15 protein-coding genes and 1 pseudogene are annotated in these 20,488 nt (G+C 71.3%); 1 reads left to right on the top strand and 15 read right to left on the bottom strand.

Annotation, left to right across the window (positions count from 1 at the left end; translation table 11 throughout):
* Nucleotides 1-30: 30 nt before the first annotated feature.
* From ACFULQ_RS42880 to ACFULQ_RS42810, 15 genes and pseudogenes are all read right to left on the bottom strand, one after another.
* Nucleotides 31-1,122 (bottom strand): annotated as a pseudogene (locus tag ACFULQ_RS42880) (FHA domain-containing protein); the annotation flags it as partial.
* 49 nt (nt 1,123-1,171) lie between these two features.
* Complete coding sequence (locus ACFULQ_RS42875) at nt 1,172-2,518, bottom strand: VWA domain-containing protein (RefSeq protein WP_383555452.1); 1,347 nt, start codon at nt 2,516-2,518, stop codon at nt 1,172-1,174.
* A gap of 103 nt (nt 2,519-2,621) precedes the next feature.
* Nucleotides 2,622-3,938, bottom strand: coding sequence for a PP2C family serine/threonine-protein phosphatase (locus tag ACFULQ_RS42870; protein WP_383555449.1), 1,317 nt, complete (start codon nt 3,936-3,938; stop codon nt 2,622-2,624).
* Nucleotides 3,939-6,491: a tetratricopeptide repeat protein gene (locus ACFULQ_RS42865; RefSeq protein WP_383555444.1), complete on the bottom strand. Its 2,553-nt coding sequence runs from the start codon at nt 6,489-6,491 to the stop codon at nt 3,939-3,941.
* On the bottom strand, nt 6,488-7,822 hold the full coding sequence (locus ACFULQ_RS42860) for a hypothetical protein (RefSeq protein ID WP_383555441.1): 1,335 nt from the start codon (nt 7,820-7,822) through the stop codon (nt 6,488-6,490). Before ACFULQ_RS42860 ends, ACFULQ_RS42865 begins: the two co-directional genes overlap by 4 nt.
* Before the next feature lie 57 nt (nt 7,823-7,879).
* Nucleotides 7,880-8,932 (bottom strand): glutamate ABC transporter substrate-binding protein, encoded by a 1,053-nt coding sequence (locus ACFULQ_RS42855; RefSeq protein ID WP_383555439.1) that lies wholly within the window; start codon nt 8,930-8,932, stop codon nt 7,880-7,882.
* A 14-nt stretch (nt 8,933-8,946) separates the two neighbouring features.
* On the bottom strand, nt 8,947-10,416 hold the full coding sequence (locus ACFULQ_RS42850) for a hypothetical protein (RefSeq protein WP_383555437.1): 1,470 nt from the start codon (nt 10,414-10,416) through the stop codon (nt 8,947-8,949).
* Between the two features lie 256 nt (nt 10,417-10,672).
* Nucleotides 10,673-11,644 (bottom strand): N-acetylglucosamine kinase, encoded by a 972-nt coding sequence (locus ACFULQ_RS42845; protein ID WP_383555434.1) that lies wholly within the window; start codon nt 11,642-11,644, stop codon nt 10,673-10,675.
* On the bottom strand, nt 11,635-12,900 hold the full coding sequence (locus ACFULQ_RS42840) for a 6-phospho-beta-glucosidase (RefSeq protein WP_383555431.1): 1,266 nt from the start codon (nt 12,898-12,900) through the stop codon (nt 11,635-11,637). The genes ACFULQ_RS42845 and ACFULQ_RS42840 overlap by 10 nt, the downstream gene beginning before the upstream one ends.
* A gap of 7 nt (nt 12,901-12,907) precedes the next feature.
* Entirely contained in the window at nt 12,908-13,801 is an 894-nt protein-coding gene (locus tag ACFULQ_RS42835) for a carbohydrate ABC transporter permease (RefSeq protein WP_383555429.1), read from the bottom strand.
* 2 nt (nt 13,802-13,803) lie between these two features.
* Nucleotides 13,804-14,748 (bottom strand): carbohydrate ABC transporter permease, encoded by a 945-nt coding sequence (locus ACFULQ_RS42830; RefSeq protein ID WP_383555426.1) that lies wholly within the window; start codon nt 14,746-14,748, stop codon nt 13,804-13,806.
* Nucleotides 14,748-16,091 carry an ABC transporter substrate-binding protein gene (locus ACFULQ_RS42825; protein WP_383555424.1) on the bottom strand — a complete coding sequence of 448 codons (1,344 nt, stop codon included), beginning with the start codon at nt 16,089-16,091 and terminating at the stop codon, nt 14,748-14,750. Before ACFULQ_RS42825 ends, ACFULQ_RS42830 begins: the two co-directional genes overlap by 1 nt.
* A 54-nt stretch (nt 16,092-16,145) precedes the next feature.
* Nucleotides 16,146-17,339, bottom strand: coding sequence for an ROK family protein (locus ACFULQ_RS42820; RefSeq protein ID WP_383555421.1), 1,194 nt, complete (start codon nt 17,337-17,339; stop codon nt 16,146-16,148).
* A gap of 195 nt (nt 17,340-17,534) precedes the next feature.
* Nucleotides 17,535-18,374 (bottom strand): hypothetical protein, encoded by an 840-nt coding sequence (locus ACFULQ_RS42815; RefSeq protein ID WP_383555418.1) that lies wholly within the window; start codon nt 18,372-18,374, stop codon nt 17,535-17,537.
* 134 nt (nt 18,375-18,508) lie between these two features.
* Nucleotides 18,509-19,612, bottom strand: coding sequence for a mechanosensitive ion channel family protein (locus tag ACFULQ_RS42810; protein WP_383555415.1), 1,104 nt, complete (start codon nt 19,610-19,612; stop codon nt 18,509-18,511).
* Nucleotides 19,613-19,894: 282 nt separating this feature from the next.
* Here ACFULQ_RS42810 and ACFULQ_RS42805 point away from each other — a divergent pair, with 282 nt between their 5' ends.
* On the top strand, nt 19,895-20,431 hold the full coding sequence (locus tag ACFULQ_RS42805; protein WP_020116449.1) for an HNH endonuclease: 537 nt from the start codon (nt 19,895-19,897) through the stop codon (nt 20,429-20,431).
* The last annotated feature ends 57 nt before the right edge of the window (nt 20,432-20,488 follow it).

Genomic DNA, 20,488 nt, shown 5'->3' with positions numbered 1-20,488 from the left:
GCCCTGGGGGCCACCGGGGCCGGGACCTCAGGGGCCGGGCTGGGTGGGCGTACCGCCGCCGAAGCCCTGCGGGGCGCCGGGGCCGCCTGGACCTCCGGGGCCGCCCGGGCCGGAGGGGGCCTGGGGGGAGCCGGGCTGGGGGTAGCCGTAACCGCCGGGGCCGCCCGGACCGGAGGGGACCTGCGGGGAGCCGGGCTGCGGATAGCCGTAACCGCCGGGGCCGTTGCCGGGACCTCCGGGGCCACCGGGACCGCCGGGACCGGATGCGCCCGGGCCGCCGGGACCGCCCGGGAAACCGGAGGCACCGGGCCCACCGGGACGGCCGGGGTCTCCGGGGAAACCGGAGGAGCCAGGTGCGCCGGGGCGGCCGGGGTCACCCGGGAAGCCCTGCTGGCCACCGGGGCCGGAACCGCCGGGGCCGCCAAGCCGGGACGGGTCGCCGGGGAAACCGGAGGGGCCGGAGCCACCGGGCCCACCGGGACCGCCCGGGTAACCGGAAGGAGCGGAGGAGCCGGGACCGCCGGACCCGCCGGGGCGGGACGGGTCACCGGGGAAGCCCTGCGGACCACCCGGGCCACCGGGACCGGCGCCGGGTCCACCGGGCCCACCCGGCCCCGTCCGGCCCGACGGTTCCGAGCCGAAGGGGATCGGTTCCGCGGGGCGGTTCACCTGGGACGGGCGGGAGCCCTGGTACTCGTAGGAGTCACCGCCGCCGAAGGACGGACCGGGCGCCGGCTGCTGCTGGAAGTGCGAGGGCGGGCCGGAGCCGGCCGACGGGCGCGGGGCGGCCGGGGTGTACGACGTCGCAGTGTTCGTGAGGAAGTTCCACCGGCACTCCTCGCAGAAGGGCGCACCGCCCTCCCGGGGCGTACGGCACTGCGGGCAGAGCTCCGGCTCGGCGTCGGGCACGGCGGACAGATGCGAACGTCCCCCGGGCTGGCCACCGGGACCACCCGGACCACCGGCACCGCCGGGTCCACCGGGCGGCGGGAAGCCGTAGCCGCCTCCACCCGGACCGGGCGGCGGCGGAGGGGGCGGAGGCACGGCACCGGCCATGCGGTGACCGCAGACCTCGCACCAGTCGTCGGAACCCGACTGGTGTCCGTTCGGGCAGGTCGGCATGTCGGCGCTTCCCCCTCTCGGATCAGGGAACTTCTACGTCGGTAACTGTCTACTTCTTTACACGAACTGTCTTTGTCGACCGGGTCTCGAGAGTCATCTCGTCGGCCTCCTCGACCTTCGCCTTCAGTCGCACAGTACCTGTCGTGGCGTCGACCACGTCGACCACCTTCGAAAGCAGTTTCGCAGTATCGGCGTTCCCCGAGTCGTTCGCGAGCTGAACGGCCCGGCCCAGTTTGGCCGTCGCTCCATCCAAATCGCCCGCTTTGCGCAGATCGAGCCCTTGTTGGATGACCTGTGCCAGTTCGGCCTGACCGGTGTAGTGAGCGACCTGGGGGTTGATCGACGTCGAGGCGACCATGTCGTCGGTCCACACGGCCCGTACGAGACCCTGTGCGCCCAGGTTGCCGACCGTGCCGTCGGACTGCGGGACGACCAGGGAGACCCGGGCGGCGAGCATCTCCTGGCCGATGTTCGCGGCCGGGACCTCGACGCACACGTGGTAGTCACGGGACTCGTCTCCCCAGGACCCGGTGGGGTAGTCCCCGGCGCGCGGACCGGCCTCGGTGCGGCGGTCGGTGAGCTCCTCGACGGTGGGCGCGACCTGCTTGACGAACTTGATCGTGGTGCCGACCGGGGTCCACACCCTGAGGGCGACGTCCGCGACCTCCTTGCCCATGGCCGCCTCCATCATCTGCGTGAAGTCGGCGGCGAGCCCGGACGGATCGGCGACGATGTCGGCCGAGCCCAGCAGGGCGGAGGCGATCCCTGTGACTTCTTTCACTTCCCAGTCGGTGCCCACGCCCCGTGCGTCACAGGTGAAACGCCCGGCGCAGGCGTCCAGGGAGGCCTTGAGGTCCTCGGGCGACTCGTGTTCGTTGCGGCCGTCGGTGAGCAGGATGCCGTGGCGTATGGCGACGTCCGCCGAGGACAGCAGCCGGTCGGCGAGACGCAGCCAGGTGCCGATGGCCGTACCGCCGCCCGCGCTGAGCCTGAGCAGGGCCTGCTTCGCCTGGGCGCGGGTGGTGGCGTCGGCGACCGCGAGCCGGCCGTCGCCGGGATACACCTCCTTGGCCACGTGCGTGCCGCCGATCACCGCGAAGTGCACCCCGTCGCGCAGGGTGTCGATCGCGGCGGCCGTGGCGTCACGGGCGTTGCGCATCTTCGTCGGCGGGTAGTCCATGGAGCCCGAGCAGTCGACCATGAGCGCCACCGCGGCGGACGGGCCCTGACCCGCCGACCAGAGGTGGGGTGCGGCGACCGCGCTTCCGATCGTGCCGCCGCCGGTCGCGGTCACCGTGACGATCGCGTTGACCTCGCGGCCGCCCTCCGGCAGGTACTCGTTCTGGTAGACGTCCATCGAGAACTGCGGCACGTTCGACTTCGAGAAATTGGCCATGCCTACTCAAATCCCCCTCGCGAACCCCACGTTCGTGGAGTGCTGACTGATGGCGGACCGGTCCCCTCCGGCCCGCGAGGCATCCCCGTGCGTGCTGTCGGCCTCAGGCCGATCCTGCCCCCTGCGAGGGGGTCGGGAACGGCACGACGGCCACTGTTACGTTGTCGTGGCCCCCGCCGTCCAGGGCGTGGCCCACCAGAACCCGGGCGCTGTGCAGCGGACGGGCGGCGGCGTCGGCCGGCACGGCCTCCGCCATCTCGTCGGCCGCCTCCGCGTAGTTCCACAGACCGTCGGTGCACACGACCACCACACCAGGCCGGTCCGGCTTGAAGGAAGCGGTGTGCGGGTCGAGTTCGTAGGCGTCCGCGCCGAGCCAGCCGGTGATCGCGTGGGCGCGCTCGTCGGCGTACGCCTCGGCCTCGTTCATCAGGCCCGCGGCGACCATCTGCGCGGCCCAGGAGTCGTCCTCGGTGAGCCGGGCCGGGGGTGACGTGCGGTCCGTGGGCACCCAGTAGACCCGGCTGTCGCCGACCCAGCCGACGACCAGCAGGCTCGGGGTGACGACCGAGCCGACGATGGTGCACGCGGGGGCGTTCTGGTGCGGCTGGTGCTCGCGGGCCGTGGCGGGCTCGTTGGCCAGGGAGTTGACCGCGCGGGAGGCGGCGACGATCGCCTCGTGCATGGCCTGCTGGGGGTGGGTGCCCTGGGGCAGGGCGGCCAGCAGGGCGTCGGCGGCGGCGCGGGAGGCGGCCAGGGAGGCGTCGTCGGGGCGGGTCGCGGAGGACACGCCGTCGCAGACGACCGCGAAGGTCGCCGGGGAGCCGTCGGGCAGCAGGGTGTTGCCGAGGGTGAAGGCGTCCTCGTTGCGGTGGTGGCGCAGGCCGCGGTCGCTCACCGCGGCGATCGGGCCGGCCTCCTGCTCCATGTGGTCGCGCTCGCGGGGCTGGGCGTGCCCGCAGTTCTCGCAGTAGCCGTCGTCATCGACGCGACCGGCCCGGCAGGCCACGCACACCTTGGTTCCTTCGGCAGGGGTGGCCGGTCCCGCGGCCACGCGCGGGTCCGGCGCCTGGAGGGGGTACTCGTCGGGCTCCGGCGCCCGGTCGAAGCGTACGCCGGATGCGGGCGAGACCGGTGACCCCACGACGGGCCCCGACTGCGGCGGCGGCGGTGGGGGCAGGTGGTGCTCGGCGGAACCGGCGGCGTGCGGGCCCGTGGGCCGGTGCACCTCCGCCGCGGGGAGCAGGCCCTCGGGCCAGGGGCCGCCCGGCGGGGCGCCGTTCATGGCGAGCGTCGGGCTGTCGTCCGGCCGTGCCGGCACGGCGGACAGGTCGTATCCGCACGCACCGCAGAAACGGTCACCCGACTCGAGGGGTTCCTCACAGCTCGGGCAGGCGGACAGCTGGGGCATCTGCGACATCAACTACACCCACGTCCGGGGGCGGTAACGGTTTGCTCGTTCCACCAGGTCGATCCTCTCCTCGCCGCCCCGCGCCAACCGGGCCAGCGTGCGGTACGAACGCTCCAGGCCGAAGCGCAGTCCTCGCTCGTCCAGTCCGCTGCCGAGCAGCGCCCGTCCCCCGGCGGCGGGGGTGACGGGATCCTGGCCACCGGAGAGTATCCAGTCCAGGGCCGAGCCCAGCACCTCCGCGGACAACTGCTCGCGCCGCGCCGGATCCAGTCCGTACGCGTCCAGCGCCTCGACCTGCCCGGCGGCGGCGGTCAGGTCGTCCAGGAAGGGTACGTCCCCCGCGGTCGCGGTGCGTCCCCGCAGCCGCGCGCGGACGGCGGCCACCCGGGCGGCGGTGTAGTGGATGGAGGACTCCGGCACCGACTCCAGCGTCTTCACCGCGCTACGGCGGTCCCCGGTCGCCAGTTGGACGCGGGCCAGGCCGAACGCGGCGCTCACATAGCTGGGGTCGGTCGACCAGACCAGGCGGTAGTACTCGGCGGCGTTGTCGAGCTGGCCGAGCACCTCCGCGCACAGGCCGAGGGCGAGCTTGGGCGCGGGCTCGCCCGGGAAGGCGTCGTAGATCGCGTCGAAGGCCAGCGCGGCGGCCTCGTGGTCGCCGGTCACCAGGGCCGCGACGCCCCGGTACCAGACCACCCGCCAGTCGTCGGGCCGTTCGTCCTCCAGGTGCCGCAGCGCCTCGTCGGCGGTGTGCGCGTCGCCGTTCTCCAGCCAGGCCCGCACCTGCCGCAGCCGCGTCTCCGCGGACGCCGCCGGCGCGGCCGCGAGGGCGCCGAGCAGCTCGGCGGGCGCGGTGGTCATGAGCCCGGCGAGGAAACCGGCGTTGGGGTCGGTCGGGTCGACGTGCGGGACGGGCAGCGCGAGGGCGGCGACGGAGGCGTCGGCCGGCTTGACGAGGGCGCCGAGGGCGCCGCGGCCGGGCTGCCCGGCACTTGCGGCGCCGACAGCGGGAAGAGCGGGGACCGAGGAGCCGGCCGCCCTGAGCCCTCGCCGCCCCACCGGTGCCACCCGGGCCCCCAGCCGGGACACCTCGCCGTCCAGCTTCGGGAACAACTCCGTGTCGGTGACGCGTACTTCGGGGCCGAAGAGGGTGGACAGGGAGGGCCTCGCGCGGCCCGTCTGAAGCGAGACGACCTCGCGCAGGACGCCCGTCAGCTGCTCCGACATCTCCTGGGCCGAGGCGAAACGGCGGGCCGGGTCGGGGTCGGTGGCGCGGACCAGCAGGCGGTAGAAGGACTCGTACTGGCGGAAGACCTCGATGTGGTCGGGGTCGGGCAGCGAGTCCACGAAGACGTTGGTGTAGCCCTGGAAGTCGAAGGTCAGCACCGCCAGGGTGCGGCCGACGGTGTAGAGGTCGGAGGCGACGGACGGGCCGACCTCCGCGACCTCGGGGGCCTGGTAGCCGACCGTGCCGTAGATGGCCGACTCCTCGTCGTCCATCCGGCGCACCGCGCCCATGTCGATGAGCTTGAGCTGGTCCTCGGTCTGGATGGCGTTGTCGACCTTGAAGTCGCAGTACAGGAGGTTGCGACTGTGCAGGTGGCCGAGCGCCTCCAGGGCCTCGATGCCGTAGGCGCAGGCCTGCTCCACCGGCAGCGGGTCCCGCTTGCCGTCGGCCGAGCGGCGGCCGTTGGCGATCTCCTTGAGCGACTTGCCGCCGACGTACTCCATGACGATGTAGCCGTCGAGGGAGCCGGTGCGCTGGTCGAGGTGCTCGACGAAGTTGTAGATCCGCACGATGTTGGCGTGCTCGATCTCGGCGAGGAAGCGCCGCTCCGAGATCGCGGCCGCCATCGCGTCCTGGTCGCCGGTGTCCAGCAGGCCCTTGAGGACCACCCAGCGGTCGGACACCGCGCGGTCGACGGCGAGGTAGACCCAGCCGAGACCGCCGTGCGCCAGGCAGCCCGCGACCTCGTACTGGCCGTGCACGATGTCGCCGGACTTCAGCTTCGGCACGAAGGAGTACGGGTGGCCGCACTTGGTGCAGAAGCCCTCCGTGCGGCCGGACCGGTCCCCGCGCGAACGCCCCACCGGCGCCCCGCAGTCGGAACGCGAGCAGAACCGCTTGCGCTCGGGCACCTCCGGGTTCTCCAGCACCATCACGCGCGGGTCGGGCCGCGGCACCCCGGGCACCTCGACCAGGCCCGCGCCGAGCCGGCCGCGCCCGGTCGAACCGGCCGACGAGCCGGAGCTGCGCACCGACACCGAGCGGCCGGTGGACCTCCCGGAGACCGAGCGCGACAGCCGTCCCGACACCGAGCGCCGGGACTTCGACGAGTGGGACGACGTACGCGTGGAACCGCGGCCGGTGGCGGGTGAACTGCCGCTGCCCCGCGAGTCCTTGCCCTCGCCCGTACGACCGCTGGGCACCGACCCGGACCGGCCGCCCCCGGCCGAGACGACCGGGGCCAGGCCGCAGGTGTCGCAGTACAGCTCCCCGCCGCCCATGTCCTCGTACCTGCCGTCGCAGCCGGGCCGCTGGCAGGGCTGCTGTTCCTGGCTCATGACGTCGACTCCCCCCTACGGTCCTCGGGACCGCCCTGCTGCGGCACCCGCGGGGGGCCCAGCAGTTCGGCGGCCGCGTGCTGGTAACGCAGCACGGCCTGTTCGGCGACCCGGAGGTCGCAGGGCGCGCTCCACAGCATCCGCCGGGCCGCGTCGTAGCGCTCGATCAGGAACGGGTCCTCGGCCAGGCCGTGCCGGGCGACCTTCGCCTTGTACGCGTCGAGGCGGCCACGCAGCTCCGCGCGGACCGCGAGCGGCGCGGTGACCGCCGTCAACGACTCACGGGCGCGCAGCAGTTCGTCCTCCGCCTTCTGCTCCAGGGACTCCAGGAGCGGGGACAGGCGGTGCCACTGGGCGTGTCTGCGGTACTCGGCGGCGGTCGCCAACTGCTCCTGGAGCGCGGTCGGCGGTCCGCTGACCACCGGCACCTCGGTGGCGGCGATCTTGGCCAGGACCTCGCCGCGCGCGGTGCGCGCCTCGGCGAGGGTGCGGTCCGCGCGGGAGAGCACATCGCGCAGCTTCACCAGCCGGGCCTCCGCGTCCTGCCGGACGGTGAGCACGGCGTCGATCTCCCGGCGCACCTCCTCCAGGGCGCGCGCCTCACGGTCGTACGCCGTGGTGTCCGGCCGTCCGCCGCCCGGCGCCGAACTGCCCTGGGCGCGCTGCCAGAAGGCGAGCGGGTCGGAGATCACCTGCTCGCGCAGCGAGGTCAGCGTGCGGGTGATGCGCTCCAGGTCGTCGCCGGCCGGGTGCTCGCCGGGGCGGACGCCGACGGAGTGCGCGAGCCTGCGGGTGCGCTGGAGCTCGGCGGACAGCAGGTCGATGCGGGCGGGCAGCGCCGACCACACCGCGTCGGCGGCGACGACGATGTCCAGGCTCGTGGCGTACAGCTCGTTCATCCGCTCCACGAGGGTGACGAGGGTGAACTGTTCACTGAGCTTGCTCGAACTGCCTTGCAGCGTGGGCGCGTTGGCGGTGGCGGTGGCCGATCCGGCGACCGTGACGGCCTCGCCGCGCAGCAGCTCGGTGAGCTCCACCAGGTCCTCGCGGCTGGACCAGCGGCGGCGGGAGCGGATCTCGCGGGCCGCGCGCAGGGCGTCCGTGTACGCGTCGAAGTACGCCCACAGCAGGGTGATCGAGGCGTCGGCGGACTCCCAGCGCTCCTTGGTCAGGCCGGTGAGGTCGGCGCCTTCCAGGAGCCTGCGGCCCGCGTGGTCCTGCAAGGCGAGGAGCGAGGTCTCGATGGCCTCGTGCTCCGCGCCGAGCCGCGCCAGCGCACGGTCCACCTCGTCCCGGTCCATCACCGGCCCGGGGGCTCCCGTGACGCCCATCGATCACCTCTCGCTGCTGAAGGGGTTGCCCAGTGGTTGTTCGTCTTCGACCGTGCGTCAGCTCTTGCGGAAGTACTGCGGGGGCGGCGGTTCCGACTTCGCCGGACTCCGGTCCAGTGTGGCGGACAACCACTTCTTGTACGACGCCTGCCAGCCGCCGGCGGTGTCCTTGCGGTAGTCCACCAGGATCTGGTTGACCCGGCTCACCAGATCGTCGGCGTCCTTGCTCATCGCCACGCCGTAGTACTCGGTGGTGAAGGGCGCGGTGCCCTTCAACTCGACCGTGGGGTCCTGGGCGGCCTGGCTGGCGCCCAGCGCGCCGTCGGTGACCACGGCGTCCACCTCGCCGAGCTGGAGCCGGACGAGGCAGTCGAGCTGGTTGGGCACGGTCCTGATGTCCTTGGCGGCGACGAACCTCTTCTCGCCCTCCTTCAGCTGGAGGAGGGCGGTCGAACCCTCCGCCGCACAGACCTTTTTTCCCGTCAGGCTGCTGTCGTAGCCGGTGATGTCCGAGGACTTGGGGGCGAGGACCTGCTGGCCGGTCTTGAAGTACGGCGCGGAGAACGACACGTCCTTCAGGCGCTTGCAGTTGATCGTCATCGTGCGGACGACCATGTCGACCCAGCCCTTCTGTATCGCCGGGATGCGCTGGTTGGTGGGGATCGCCTTGAACAGCACGGCGTCCGGGTCGCCGAGGATGTCCTGCGCGATCCGGTGCACCAGGTCGATGTCGAAGCCCTCCAGGTCGGCGCCGGGCCCGCCGTTGGGGTTGCGGTAGCCCCAGCGGTAGCTGTTCTGGTCGACGCCGACCCACAGCTTGCGCTTGGCGCCCTTGCGGGCCTTGATCTTCTCTATGGTCGAGCCGTCCACGCTGCTGGGAGCCAGCGTCTGGTACTCCGGGTGCGCCTTGATCGAGGGGTTGTCGCACGGATCGACGTCCGCCGCCTGCTCGGCGTGGGCCACCCCCGGGGCGCCGGTGCCGGCGTCGCCCTGGGACCGCGCCAGCGGCAGCAGCAGCGCGAAGGCGAGCACCAGGGCGCAGACGGCCGCCATCGCCCCGACCCCGCCCCAGCCCTTGAGACCGGTCCGCACACGTCCACGCATCCGCATCGTCACGCCCCCTCTCACCGGTACTCCGACAGCCTGCGCCCGATGCCGAGGACCGCGCCGGCGGCGCCCAGCACGGCCAGGACCGCGGCCCCCACGGACAGGCCGGTCATCGCGTCCAGACCGTCACCGGCCGACTGCTCGAACTCCTTCTCCTCGTGCTTCAGCGCGTTGTCGAGGTTGTTGTCGACGCTGTCGAAGCACTCGCGCGTCGCGCCCTTGTCGCCGATGACCCCGGCCAGCGCGTCTTTGTAGTTGCCGTCGTCGTCGTGCCCGCGGGCCACCTTGTGACGATCGATCCACGCCCTCATGTTGCCCTCGGCCGCAGTGACCGGCTTCCTGCCGACGGTGTCGTCGGCCAGCTTCGACGCCTCGGCGAGGCCCTTGCCGAGGGCGTCCATTTCGTGGTCGAAGGCGTAGTCGTAGGCGTCGTAGGTGATCTCATGGCCCTGGGCGTCCTTCACGACCTTCGTCTCCGCGCCGCGGGCCACCAGGGTGAGGTTCTCGTTGCCGCGCGCCTTCAGGGAGGCGATCCGGGCGTCGTGCAGCACGTTGAGCGAGCGGACCCCGTGGTCGTAGGAGGAGTTCAGGCCCGCGCGCGCGAAGCTGTGGCCGACGACCAGCCACAGCAGGACCACCGTGGCCGTCGCGGTGGCGGCGACCAGGCCGTGGTTGAGGACCCGGTTGGTGTGGCGGTAGTTGCGGTGCTGGGCCCAGGCGAGCCCGGCGAGCGCGAGGACGCCGAGGCCGATCGCGGCCCATGGATAGGGCGTGGCGTCGGCGTAGTCGGCGCGCAGCCGTTGGTTCTCGCTGGTGTAGAGGTTCTGCGCCTTCGGGAGCATCTTCTGCTGCATCTTCTCGTTGGCGTAGCGCAGATAGGCGCCGCCGACCGGGAAGCCCTGGCGGTTGTACGTACGGGCCTGCTCCACCAGGCCCTTGTACTCGGGCAGCAGGGTGTTGAGCTCGGCCACGGTCCTCGCGGCGGGGGAGTCCGGGTCGGAGTTGGAGGCGGCCCTGACCAGACCGGCCGCTGCCTTGTCGATGTCCTCCTCGTACCGCTCCCGGGAGGCGGCCGACTCCCGGCCGCCGGCGAGGAAGCCGCTGGAGGCGGTGGTGTTGGCGTCGGCCAGGTAGCGGTAGATGTCGGCGGCGGCGCTGCTGAGCGGCTGGCTCTTGTGCAGCACGTCGTCGGCGGCAGCGGCCCGGTCGTTGGTCTGCCAGGCGGTCACCGCGCCGAAGAGGACGACGAGCAGGGCGATCCCGGCGCCGATGATCCGCAGCCGCCCCGGTTCGGTGGTGGCGGCCGCGCGCAGCTGGTCGAAGCCCTCCGCGAAGGCCGTACGGCGGCGGACGGGCACCTCGGGCGCCGGTGGGGGCGGCGGTGGTGGCACGGCGGGTGACGGCCCGGCCGGCTGCGGTGGCACGGACGGAATCGTGGGCACCCCGGAATCCGGTGGTGCCGTGCTGCTCTTCGGCGGGTGTGTCACTGTTTGACCTCCCCCATGGTCATCCGTCGCCGCAAGTATCGCTGCCGGGACCGACATCCGCACCGGGCTTCACGCGATCTTGATCGGATCGCAGTGGATCGACCGCCCGGCCACGCCCCCCGCACCACCCCTTGCCCATGAATACGCCGCCGGAATCGGTTCGGTTCCCCCTGGGGGCGCGCAGGGTCGCTGTCGCCTGGCGCGCAGCGTGCGTCACCACGCCGAGCACGCCGCCGGACGCCGTCGACCTGGTCGCTCAGGTTTCGTAGTACGTCCGGACTCGCGCGTGCACCTCCGGGGGTGCCGCCACCCGGTCCAGGCCCAGCAGTGCGGCGCCGAGCACCGGGGAGGCGGTCACCACTCGCGGTACGGCCTTCGGGGCCCGTTCGGCGAGGAGTTCCCTGATGCGGTCGTCGAGTTGGGGGTGACGGGCCGCCAGGACGCTGCCGCCGAGCAGGACCGGGGTCTCCTCGTCGAGGAGGTCGAGGCGGGTCAGGGCCACCGTCGCCATCGCGACCACCTCGTCGGAGAGGCGGTCGACCAGCGAGCGGGCCACCGGGTCGCCGGCGGCGGCCGTGGCGAACAGCACCGGTGTCAGCTCGTGGCGTCGGGCCGGGGCGATGTCCTCCAGGTGCAGGGCCTCGACGAGGGCGTACATGGAGGGCAGCCCGAAGTGAGCCGGGAGCACGCGCGCGAGGTCGGTGTCGACGCCCCGCCCGTCCTCCGCGCGGGCCGCGTGCCACAGCGCCTCCTCGGCGAGGCCCCAGCCGCCGCCCCAGTCGCCGGAGATCCGGCCGAGCGCCGGGAAGCGGGCGGTACGGCCGTCGGGGCGCATGCCGACGCAGTTGATGCCCGCCCCGCACACCACGGCGACTCCGCGCGGTTCGGTGACGCCGGCCCGCAGGATCGCGAAGGTGTCGTTGCGGACCTCGACGCTCGCGCCCCACGCGCGTGCGTGCAGCGCCGCCGCCAACCGCTCCTCCTCGACGGGGAAGTCGGCGTTGGCGAGACACGCCGAGACCTGCTCGACCGAGCTCACCCCGGCCGCGTCGAAGGCCCGCCCGACCGCCTCGGCGAGGCTGTCCACGGCCGTCTCGACGCCCACCACGGGCGGCCGGAACCCGCCGCCGCGGGTCGTGGCCAGGACGCTTCCGTCGTCCGCCACGACCGCGACGTCGGTCTTGCTGTTGCCCGCGTCGACGGCGAGGACGCATGCGGTCAGGCCCACGCGAGATGCTCCCGGTTGTGTGCGATCAGTCGGTCGGTGAGGCCCTCGGCGTACTCGTACTGGCCGACGAGGGGATGCGCGAGCAGCGCCTTGAAGACCCGCTCGCGGCCGCCGTGCAGGGCGGCCGTGAGCGCCAGGTCCTCGTACGCCGTGACGTGGGCCATCAGCCCCGCGAACAGCGGGTCCACGGAGGGCACCGCCAGCGGGGTCGGCCCCTTGGGACCCACCGCCGCCTGCACCTCGATCACCGCGTCGTCGGGCAGGAAGGGCAGCGTGCCCCGGTTGAGGGTGTTGACCACCTGGTACGGGCTGCCCCCGCCGCCGAGCAGCCCGGCGGCGAGGTCCACCGCCGCCTCCGAGTAGTAGGCCCCGCCCCGCTTGGCGAGCAGCTCGGGCTTCTCGTCCAGGGCCGGGTCGCCGTACATCCGGAGCAGCTCTGCCTCCATCGCGGCCACTTCGGCCGCGCGGGACGGCTTGGTGCCGAGTTCCCGTACGACCTCGTCGTGCGCGTAGAAGTAGCGCAGGTAGTACGACGGGACCACGCCGAGCCGGTCGAGGAGCGGGCGCGGCAGGTGCAGGTCGGCGGCGATCGTCTCGCCGTGCTCGGTGAGCAGCTTGGGCAGCGCGTCCTCGCCCTCGGGGCCGCCGAGTCGTACACCCGTCTCCCAGGTGAGGTGGTTGAGGCCCACGTGGTCGAGGTGGACGTCGGCGGGGGCGACGCCGAGCAGCCGGGCGAACTTCCGCTGGAAGCCGATCGCCACGTTGCACAGCCCGACCGCCTTGTGGCCGGCCTGGAGCAGCGCGCGCGTGACGATCCCCACGGGGTTGGTGAAGTCGATGATCCAGGCGTCCGGGTTGGTGCGGCGGACCCGCTCGGCGATGTCCAGGACCACCGGGACCGTGCGCAGCGCCTTGGCGAGGCCGCCCGCGCCGGTGGTCTCCTGGCCGACGCAGCCGCACTCCAGCGGCCAGGTCTCGTCCTGCTGCCGGGCCGCCTGGCCGCCGACGCGCAGTTGCAGGAGCACGGCGTCGGCGCCCTCCACGCCCGCGTCCAGGTCATGGGTCGTGGTGATCCGGCCGGGGTGCCCCTGCTTGGCGAAGATGCGCCGGGCGAGGCCGCCGACCAGCTCCAGCCGCTCGGCGGCCGGGTCGACGAGGACGAGTTCCTCGACGGGCAGGGTGTCGCGCAGGCGGGCGAAGCCGTCGATGAGTTCGGGTGTGTAGGTCGAGCCGCCGCCGACCACGGTGAGTTTCATATGTCCTTTAACCCTTCACTCCGGTCAACGTGACGCCCTCGACGAACGCCTTCTGCGCGAAGAAGAACACGAGGATCACGGGGGCCATGACCAGCACGGTCGCGGCCATGGTGAGGTTCCAGTCGGTGTGGTGCATGCCCTTGAAGGACTCCAGGCCGTAGCTGAGCGTCCAGGCGTTCTGGTTCTCCGAGGCGTAGATCTGCGGGCCGAAGTAGTCGTTCCAGGCGTAGAAGAACTGGAAGAGCGCCACGGCCGCGATTCCGGGCTTGGCCATCGGCACGACCACCTTGAGCAGGGTGCGCAGGTCGCCGCAGCCGTCGACCTTGGCCGCGTCCACGTACTCGTTGGGGATCGTCATCAGGAACTGCCGGAGCAGGAAGATCGAGAACGCGTCCCCGAACGCCATCGGGATGATCAGCGGCCACAGGGTGCCCGACAGACCGAGCTGCTTCGCCCAGAACAGGTACATCGGGATGATCACGACCTGCGGCGGCAGCATCATCATCGAGATGACCAGCATCAGGGAGAGATTGCGGCCCCGGAAGCGGAACTTGGCGAGCGCGTACGCCACCGGGACCGACGACACGACCGTAAGGACTGTTCCCAGTCCCGCGTAGATCAGCGTGTTGCGCCACCAGGTCAGGAAACCCGGGGTTTCGAAGACCCGCTGGTAGTTGCCCCACTCCCAGGTGTGCGGGATCAGGTCCCGGCTGAGCGCCTGGGTGTCGCTCATCAGCGAGGTCAGGAACACGAACACGAAGGGCAGCGTGAAGAAGAGGGCGGCGGCGATGCCGAGGGAGTGGATCGCGACCCACTCCAGGGCGGCCCGGCGCCGGGCGGTGCGCTCGGCGGGCGAGGCCGGTGTCTTCAACTCCACCGGCCGCTCCAGTACTTGGGTCATGGTCAGTCACCTGCCTGGATGAGACCGCCCCGACGCCGCATCAGGAACGCGGTGAACACCATCGACAGGGCGAAGAGGACGAGGGCGACGACACACGCGGAGCCGTAGTCGAAGCGCTGGAAACCGAGGTTGTAGACGAGCTGGGGCAGGGTCAGCGTGGACTTGTCCGGATAGCCGGGCTCGAACTGGGTGCCCGCGCCCTGGATCACCCCCGAGGCGACCTTCCCCGCGATCAACGGCTGTGTGTAGTACTGCATGGTCTGGATCACGCCGGTCACCACGGCGAACATCACGATCGGCGAGATGTTGGGAAGGGTGACGAACCGGAACCGCTGCCACGCCGACGCCCCGTCCAACTCGGCCGCCTCGTACTGCTCCTGGGGCACGTCGAGCAGCGCGGCCATGAAGATGACCATCAGGTCGCCGATGCCCCACAGGGCGAGCAGGGTGAGGGCCGGCTTGGACCAGGTGGGGTCGTTGAACCAGCCCGGTGCCGGGATGCCGACCTTCTCCAGGATCGAGTTGACCGGTCCCGTACCGGGGTTGAGCAGGAACGCGAAGGCCATGGTGGCCGCGACGGGCGGGGCCAGGTAGGGCAGGTAGAAGAGGGTGCGGAAGACCCCCGTACCCGTCTTGATCTTCGTGATGAGCATGCCGACGCCGAGGCCGAAGACGACCCGGAGCGAGACCATCACGACGACCAGCCACAGGGTGTTGCGCAGGGCGGGCCAGAAGAACGGGTAGTGCTCGAAGACGTACGTCCAGTTCTTCGTCCCGCTCCAGGTCGGCGGCTTGAAGCCGTCGTAGTGCATGAACGAGAAGTAGACCGTCGAGACCAGCGGATAGGCGAAGAAGACCGAGAAGCCGATCAGCCAGGGCGACATGAAGGCGAGGGTCCGCAGCGCCGACCTGCGGCGCTTGGAGGCGAGGGTGATCGTCGCGGCCATTACTTCGCCTGCGCGATGTCCGTGTCGATCTGCTTGGCCGCGGCGGCGAGGCCCTTCTTCAGGTCGGTGACCTTTCCGCTCTCGTAGTCGTAGCCGAGCTCCTGGATCGTCGTGAGGTACACACCGCCGTTGACCGAGGACGGGGCCGTCGTCGAGTTCGGGTCGGCGGCGATGTCCAGGAAGGTCTTGAAACGCGGGTCGTACTTCAGCTTCGGCGACTTCAGGGCCGCGAGCGTCGAGGGCACGTTGTGGATGGCGTTGGAGAAGCCGACCACCGCGTCGGTGTCGGTGGTGATGTACTTCAGGAACTCCCAGGCCGCGTTCTGCTTGGTGCTGTTGGCGGCGATGCCGGCGATGGTGCCGGTGATGTAGCCCTTGCCGTACTGGTCCGCCCGGTCGTCCGGCACGGGCAGCGGGGCCACGCCGATCTCGAAGCCCGGCTTGGCGTCCAGAGCCATGCCCAGGCGCCACTCACCGTCCAGCTGCATGGCCACCTGGCCGGTCTGGAAGGGGTGCTTGGGGCCCCACTCGTCACCGAGTCCGGCGCGGTACTTCTCCAGCTTCTTGTAGCCGCCGAGTTCGTCCACGAGCTGCTTCTGGACGGTGAAGGCGGCGGCGACGGCCGGGTCGCCGGCGATCGTGGACTTGCCCGCCTTGTCGAAGTACGTGGGCGAGAACTGGCCCAGGTAGTGCTCGGTCGTGGTCTCCCAGCCGTGGTAGTTCGGCATGAACCCGAGCTGCTTGTACGAGTCGCCCTGGGTGATCGTCAGCTTCTTGGCGTCGGTCGCGAACTCGGACCAGGTCTTGGGCGGGTTCGTGATCCCGGCCTTCTGGAACGCGGTCTTGTTGTAGTAGAGCCCGTACGCGTCGCCGAGGAGCGGCGCGGCACAGCGGTCGCCGTCGAACTGGGTGTACTGGTTCATCGCGGCCGGGAAGGTGGTGTCCGGGTCGATCCCCGACTTCTTGAAGAACGGGTTCAGGTCGACCAGCGCGCCCGAGGAGCAGAACTTGCCCACGTTGTTCGTGGTGAACGACGAGATGACGTCCGGGGCCTTGGCGCCGCCGGTGCGCAGCGCCTGGTTGATCTTGTCGTCGGTCATGTTGCCGACGACGTTGACGTGGATGTTGGGGTGCGCCTTCTCGAACCCGGCGACCAGCGCCTTGACTCCCGCCACCTCGGAGTCCGCGCTCCAGGCGTGCCAGAAGTTGATGGTCGTCTCCTTGGACGCGTCGTCGTCGGCGCCGGAGGAGGCCTGGCCGGTACAGGCGGTGGTGACGAGCACGGCGGACACGGTCAGGGCAAAAGCCGTCTTTCGGGCGGACGAGGGTATGGCTGAGCGCATGACGGGATCTCCCAGGGGCGGGCGGTGAGGTGAGGGCGTGGGGGAGTTCGGGGGTCAGCGAGAGGTGTCGAAGACCTCGTCGCGGGTGGCCGCGAGCGCGCTCTCCAGCGCGCCGCGCAGCACGGGGTGTTCACGGACGTCGCCGACGACCAGCCGGGGCCGGGAGGCTGCCAGTTCCTCCAGCTCGTCCTGGACGAGGGCGCGCAGGGTGTCGCCGCCGGCGGTGAGCGAGGCACCGCTGAGGACGACGAGTTCGGGATCGAGGACGGAGACGAGCGAGGCGAGACCGGTGGCCAGCCGGGTGGCGTAGGTCTGAAGGAGCAGCCGGTTGAGGACGGTGTCCTCGGCGGCGGCCCGCTCCACGAGCGCGGCGGCGGCCTCGGCGTACGGCCCCGAGGGGATGTCCGTCATGCCGAGCTCGCGGGCGAGCCGGGGGATGGCCTGGGAGCCGGCGAGCTCCTGGTAGCCACCACTGTTGGCTTTGGTGACGTGCCGCACCAGCGGCGCTCCGGGAACCGGCAGGAAACCTACCTCCCCCGCGCCGCCGGTCCAGCCGCGGTGGAGCCGGCCGCCGAGGACCAGGGCGGCGCCGAGACCGCCCTCGTTCCACAGCAGCACGAAGTCCTCGTGGCCGCGGGCCGCGCCGAGCCGCTGTTCGGCCACGGCGACGAGGTTGACGTCGTTCTCGTACTCGACCGGCATCGGCAGGACCGCGGCGAGTTCGTCGAGGAGGGCCGGGGTGTGCCAGCCGGGGAGGTGGGAGGCGTAGCGCAGCCGGCCGGTGTTGGGGTCGAAGGCGCCTGGGGTGCCGATGACAAGGCGGTGGACGTCGCCGCGGGCGAGTCCGGCCGCCTTGACCGCGCCGTCGAGGGCGTCGGTGACCTGCCGGACGACGGGCTGGGTGGGCCGCCGTCCCGGGGTCGGGAGTTCGTAGGAGCCCACGGTGCGGCCGGTGATGTCGGCGACCGCGGCGAGGATGCGCTCGGGGGTGACGTCGAGCCCTGCGGCGTACGCGGCGCTCGGGTCGACCTCGTACAGCTGGGCGTTGGGGCCCGGCCTGCCCTCGGTGGTACCGGTGGCGAGGACGAGGCCCGACGCCTCCAGGCGGGCCAGGAGCTGGGACGCGGTCGGCTTGGACAGGCCGGTGAGCTTGCCGATCCGGGTGCGGGAGAGGGGGCCGTGCTCCAGCAGGAGGTCGAGCGCGGCACGGTCGTTCATGGCGCGCAGGGTGCGCGGTGTGCCTGCCATGGGTGCCCCTCTCCGTGACTACAGGGAAAAGACGACTCTAGAGAAAGAAGACTGTTAGGAAGGTTTCCTATTGGATGCAGGGAACGTAGGTCTGTACCACCAGGAGAGTCAAGAGGGGACGAACAAAGAACCCCCGCAGGAAACGGAGTCGTTACCTGCGGGGGTGCTCCGCCGGTGGCGGAGGGGAGGGCGTGGCTAGCGCACGTCGACGTAGTCGCCGGCGGCCGTCGCCGAGCCGGTGGTGGTCGTACCCGCGAAGACGTAGCGGTAGTAGCCGTCCTTGGTGGCCTTCGTCGTCGTCCGCAGCGCGCCGCCGGTCCCCGAGGTCACCGTCTTGACGGTGGTGTAGCTGTTCGACCCCTTGGCGCGGAACTGGAGGGTCGCCTTCTGGGAGACGTAGCCGGTGTACCTCTCGTTCTCCCAGTCGGCCCGGGTGAGCTTGCCGGTGACCGTGAGGGTCGCGCCCTTCTTCACCGGCTCGGGCGCCGCGTCGGCGGTGAGCTTCGCCGCGCGCTTGACCTGGACCCCGCTGCCGAGCGGCCCCCACAGGTCGGAGTGGTAGCCGAAGCTGATGTGGCCGTCGGAGCCGTCGTCGTCCTGGTCGATCTGGTTGAAGACGCCGGCCGCCTTCCAGGTCGTGGCGTCGGCGGCCTCGAACAGATTGAAGGGTTCGATGACGAGCGTCTCCGTGCAGGACTCGGTCACGGTGGTGTCCGTGGTCGCGGTGGTGGCGCACTGGGGCGCGGTGAGGTCCGGCTCGATCGTGTTCTGGAACTCCTTGAGCGTGCCGCGGTAGAGGACGACGGCCGCGAACGTCTTCTTGTAGTCGATCGTCAAGTCGGACGGCCGGGTCAGCGTGTAGGTGACCGGCGCCTTCACGGCGGCGGTGGTCCCGATGACGATCGGCTTCCCGCCGTTCACGGTGATGCCGGAGAAGACCAGGTCCGGGCTGGTGTCGGCCGAGGCGGCGGGTGCCATCAGAGCGGTCAGGGCCAGGGCACCGGACACGGCGATGCCTATGGCGGGCTTTCTCATGTGTTTCCCCACATTCGAAACGGGCCCCTGGGCATTGCGCACCAGAACAAGGGCCCGTTGTGGGGGTGATGCTAAATGATCACACTCGTGGCCGGAATGTGCCCTTCACGTGAAGACGGTGAGAGTCGGGCGGCCTACTTCGCCGGCGGACGCTGCGCCGGGGCCGATGCCAGCGGGGAGGCCGCCGCGTGCTGGGGGGAGTCGGAGTTGGAGAAGACCGAAGGGGCCGCCACCGCCGCGGTCGGGTCGGCGGGCTCCTCCTCCGCGGGGACCGTGGCGCCGCCGACGATACGGATGTCCGCCGCGTCGAAGGCGTGCTTGATGCGCCAGCGCAGCTCGCGCTCGACCGTGAGGGACTTGCCCGGCATGGTCTTGGCGGAGACCCGCACGACCATGGAGTCCAGCAGGACGCTGTCCAGGCCGAGCACCTCGATCGGGCCCCACAGGAGCTCGTTCCAGGGCTCCTCCTTGCTCATCTTCTCGGCGACCTCGCCCAGCACCCGCTTCACCTTGTCCAGGTCCTCGGAGGCCCGCAGGGTCACGTCCACGCCGGCCGTGGCCCAGCCCTGGGAGAGGTTGCCGATCCGCTTGACCTCGCCGTTGCGGACGTACCAGATCTCGCCCTGGTCGCCGCGCAGCTTGGTCACGCGCAGGCCGACCTCGATGACCTCGCCGGAGGCCACGCCCGCGTCGATGCTGTCGCCGACGCCGTACTGGTCCTCCAGGATCATGAAGACGCCGGAGAGGAAGTCCGTGACCAGGTTGCGGGCGCCGAAACCGATCGCCACACCCGCGACACCGGCCGACGCCAGCAGCGGGGCCAGGTTGATCTCGAAGGCGCCCAGGACCATCAGGGCCGCGGTGCCCAGGATGATGAAGCTCGCCACCGAGCGCAGTACCGAACCGATCGCCTGCGAGCGCTGCCGGCGCCGTTCGTTGTTGACCAGCAGACCGCCGATCGCGGTGCCGTCGACCGCCTGGGCGGTGCGGTTCATCCGGTCTATCAGCTTGGTGATGGCCCGCCGCACGACCATTCTCAGGATCCCGGCGATCACCAGGATCAGCAGGACCCGCAGACCGATCGCCAGCCAGGTCGACCAGTTCTGCTCGACCCAGCTCGCGGCGTTCGTCGCGCTCTCCTGGGCGTCCTGGAGACTCGGCACGGCCGGCGTCGAGGTGTCCGAGGGGGACGGCGACGGCGACGGACTCGCGGCCAGTAGGACGGCGGACAAGGACACGGCAGGTACCTCCAGGTGCTGCGTCTGCCGTCCGGTAGGGCGGTCAAGGTCACGAAAAGGTCACCGGTACGGCAGACCAACCACACTAACGGTGCATCGTGTGGGGATCGTTGCAATGTCCGGGGGAGAGACGGGCCTCACCTGGGGATGAAGAAAGGTGTGGTCGAAAACACTCCCAGCCCGTTACCGGGACATGGTGGCGTTTCTCCCGGCCAAGAGGGGAGACTGACCTCAGATCGTCCCGGCGCGAGCCACGCGCCGCCGACGCCCAAGGAGGCATCCGTGCCGCATGTCCTGGTACTCAACGCGTCGTACGAGCCCCTCGGCGTCGTACCGCTCCGCCGCGCGCTCGTCCTCGTCCTGGAGAACAAAGCGGTCTCCCTGGAGGAATCCGGCGCCTTCATGCACAGCGCGACCGTCACAGTCCCCGCACCCAGCGTGGTCCGGCTCAAAAGGTTCGTCAGGGTTCCTTACCGAGGTCCTGTGCCTCTCACCCGCAGGGCGCTCTTCGCGCGCGACGGGGGCCGGTGCATGTACTGCGGTGGCGTCGCAACCAGCGTCGACCACGTCATCCCGCGCAGCCGCGGGGGCAAGCACGTCTGGGACAACGTGGTGGCGTCCTGCCGCCGCTGCAACCACGTGAAGGCCGACCGACATCTGTTCGAGATCGGCTGGCGGCTGCGCCACAAACCCGCTCCGCCCACCGGTCTGGCCTGGCGCATCATCGGCACCGGGCATAGGGACCCGCGCTGGCTGCCGTACTTGCAGCCGTACGGCGCGGAGGACGCCATGGCCCGGATCGACGGCATCTCAGCCTGACGACGATCCGGGCCTTTGTGTTGCCGCGCACGGTCGTGCACCTGTCTCTTATACACA

Source organism: Streptomyces sp. NPDC057253 (genome assembly GCF_042669125.1).
Taxonomy (GTDB): domain Bacteria; phylum Actinomycetota; class Actinomycetes; order Streptomycetales; family Streptomycetaceae; genus Streptomyces.
Note: the sequence above shows the minus strand (reverse complement) of the source record. Positions and strands in the feature narration are given on the sequence as shown.

Coding starts and splice junctions, on each gene's coding strand:
- ACFULQ_RS42830 (WP_383555426.1), bottom strand. CDS start 14,748: ATGGCCGCGACGATCACCCTCGCCTCCAAGCGCCGCAGGTCGGCGCTG.
- ACFULQ_RS42860 (WP_383555441.1), bottom strand. CDS start 7,822: ATGGGCGTCACGGGAGCCCCCGGGCCGGTGATGGACCGGGACGAGGTG.
- ACFULQ_RS42820 (WP_383555421.1), bottom strand. CDS start 17,339: ATGGCAGGCACACCGCGCACCCTGCGCGCCATGAACGACCGTGCCGCG.
- ACFULQ_RS42855 (WP_383555439.1), bottom strand. CDS start 8,932: ATGCGGATGCGTGGACGTGTGCGGACCGGTCTCAAGGGCTGGGGCGGG.
- ACFULQ_RS42865 (WP_383555444.1), bottom strand. CDS start 6,491: ATGAGCCAGGAACAGCAGCCCTGCCAGCGGCCCGGCTGCGACGGCAGG.
- ACFULQ_RS42840 (WP_383555431.1), bottom strand. CDS start 12,900: ATGAAACTCACCGTGGTCGGCGGCGGCTCGACCTACACACCCGAACTC.
- ACFULQ_RS42875 (WP_383555452.1), bottom strand. CDS start 2,518: ATGGCCAATTTCTCGAAGTCGAACGTGCCGCAGTTCTCGATGGACGTC.
- ACFULQ_RS42815 (WP_383555418.1), bottom strand. CDS start 18,374: ATGAGAAAGCCCGCCATAGGCATCGCCGTGTCCGGTGCCCTGGCCCTG.
- ACFULQ_RS42835 (WP_383555429.1), bottom strand. CDS start 13,801: ATGACCCAAGTACTGGAGCGGCCGGTGGAGTTGAAGACACCGGCCTCG.
- ACFULQ_RS42825 (WP_383555424.1), bottom strand. CDS start 16,091: ATGCGCTCAGCCATACCCTCGTCCGCCCGAAAGACGGCTTTTGCCCTG.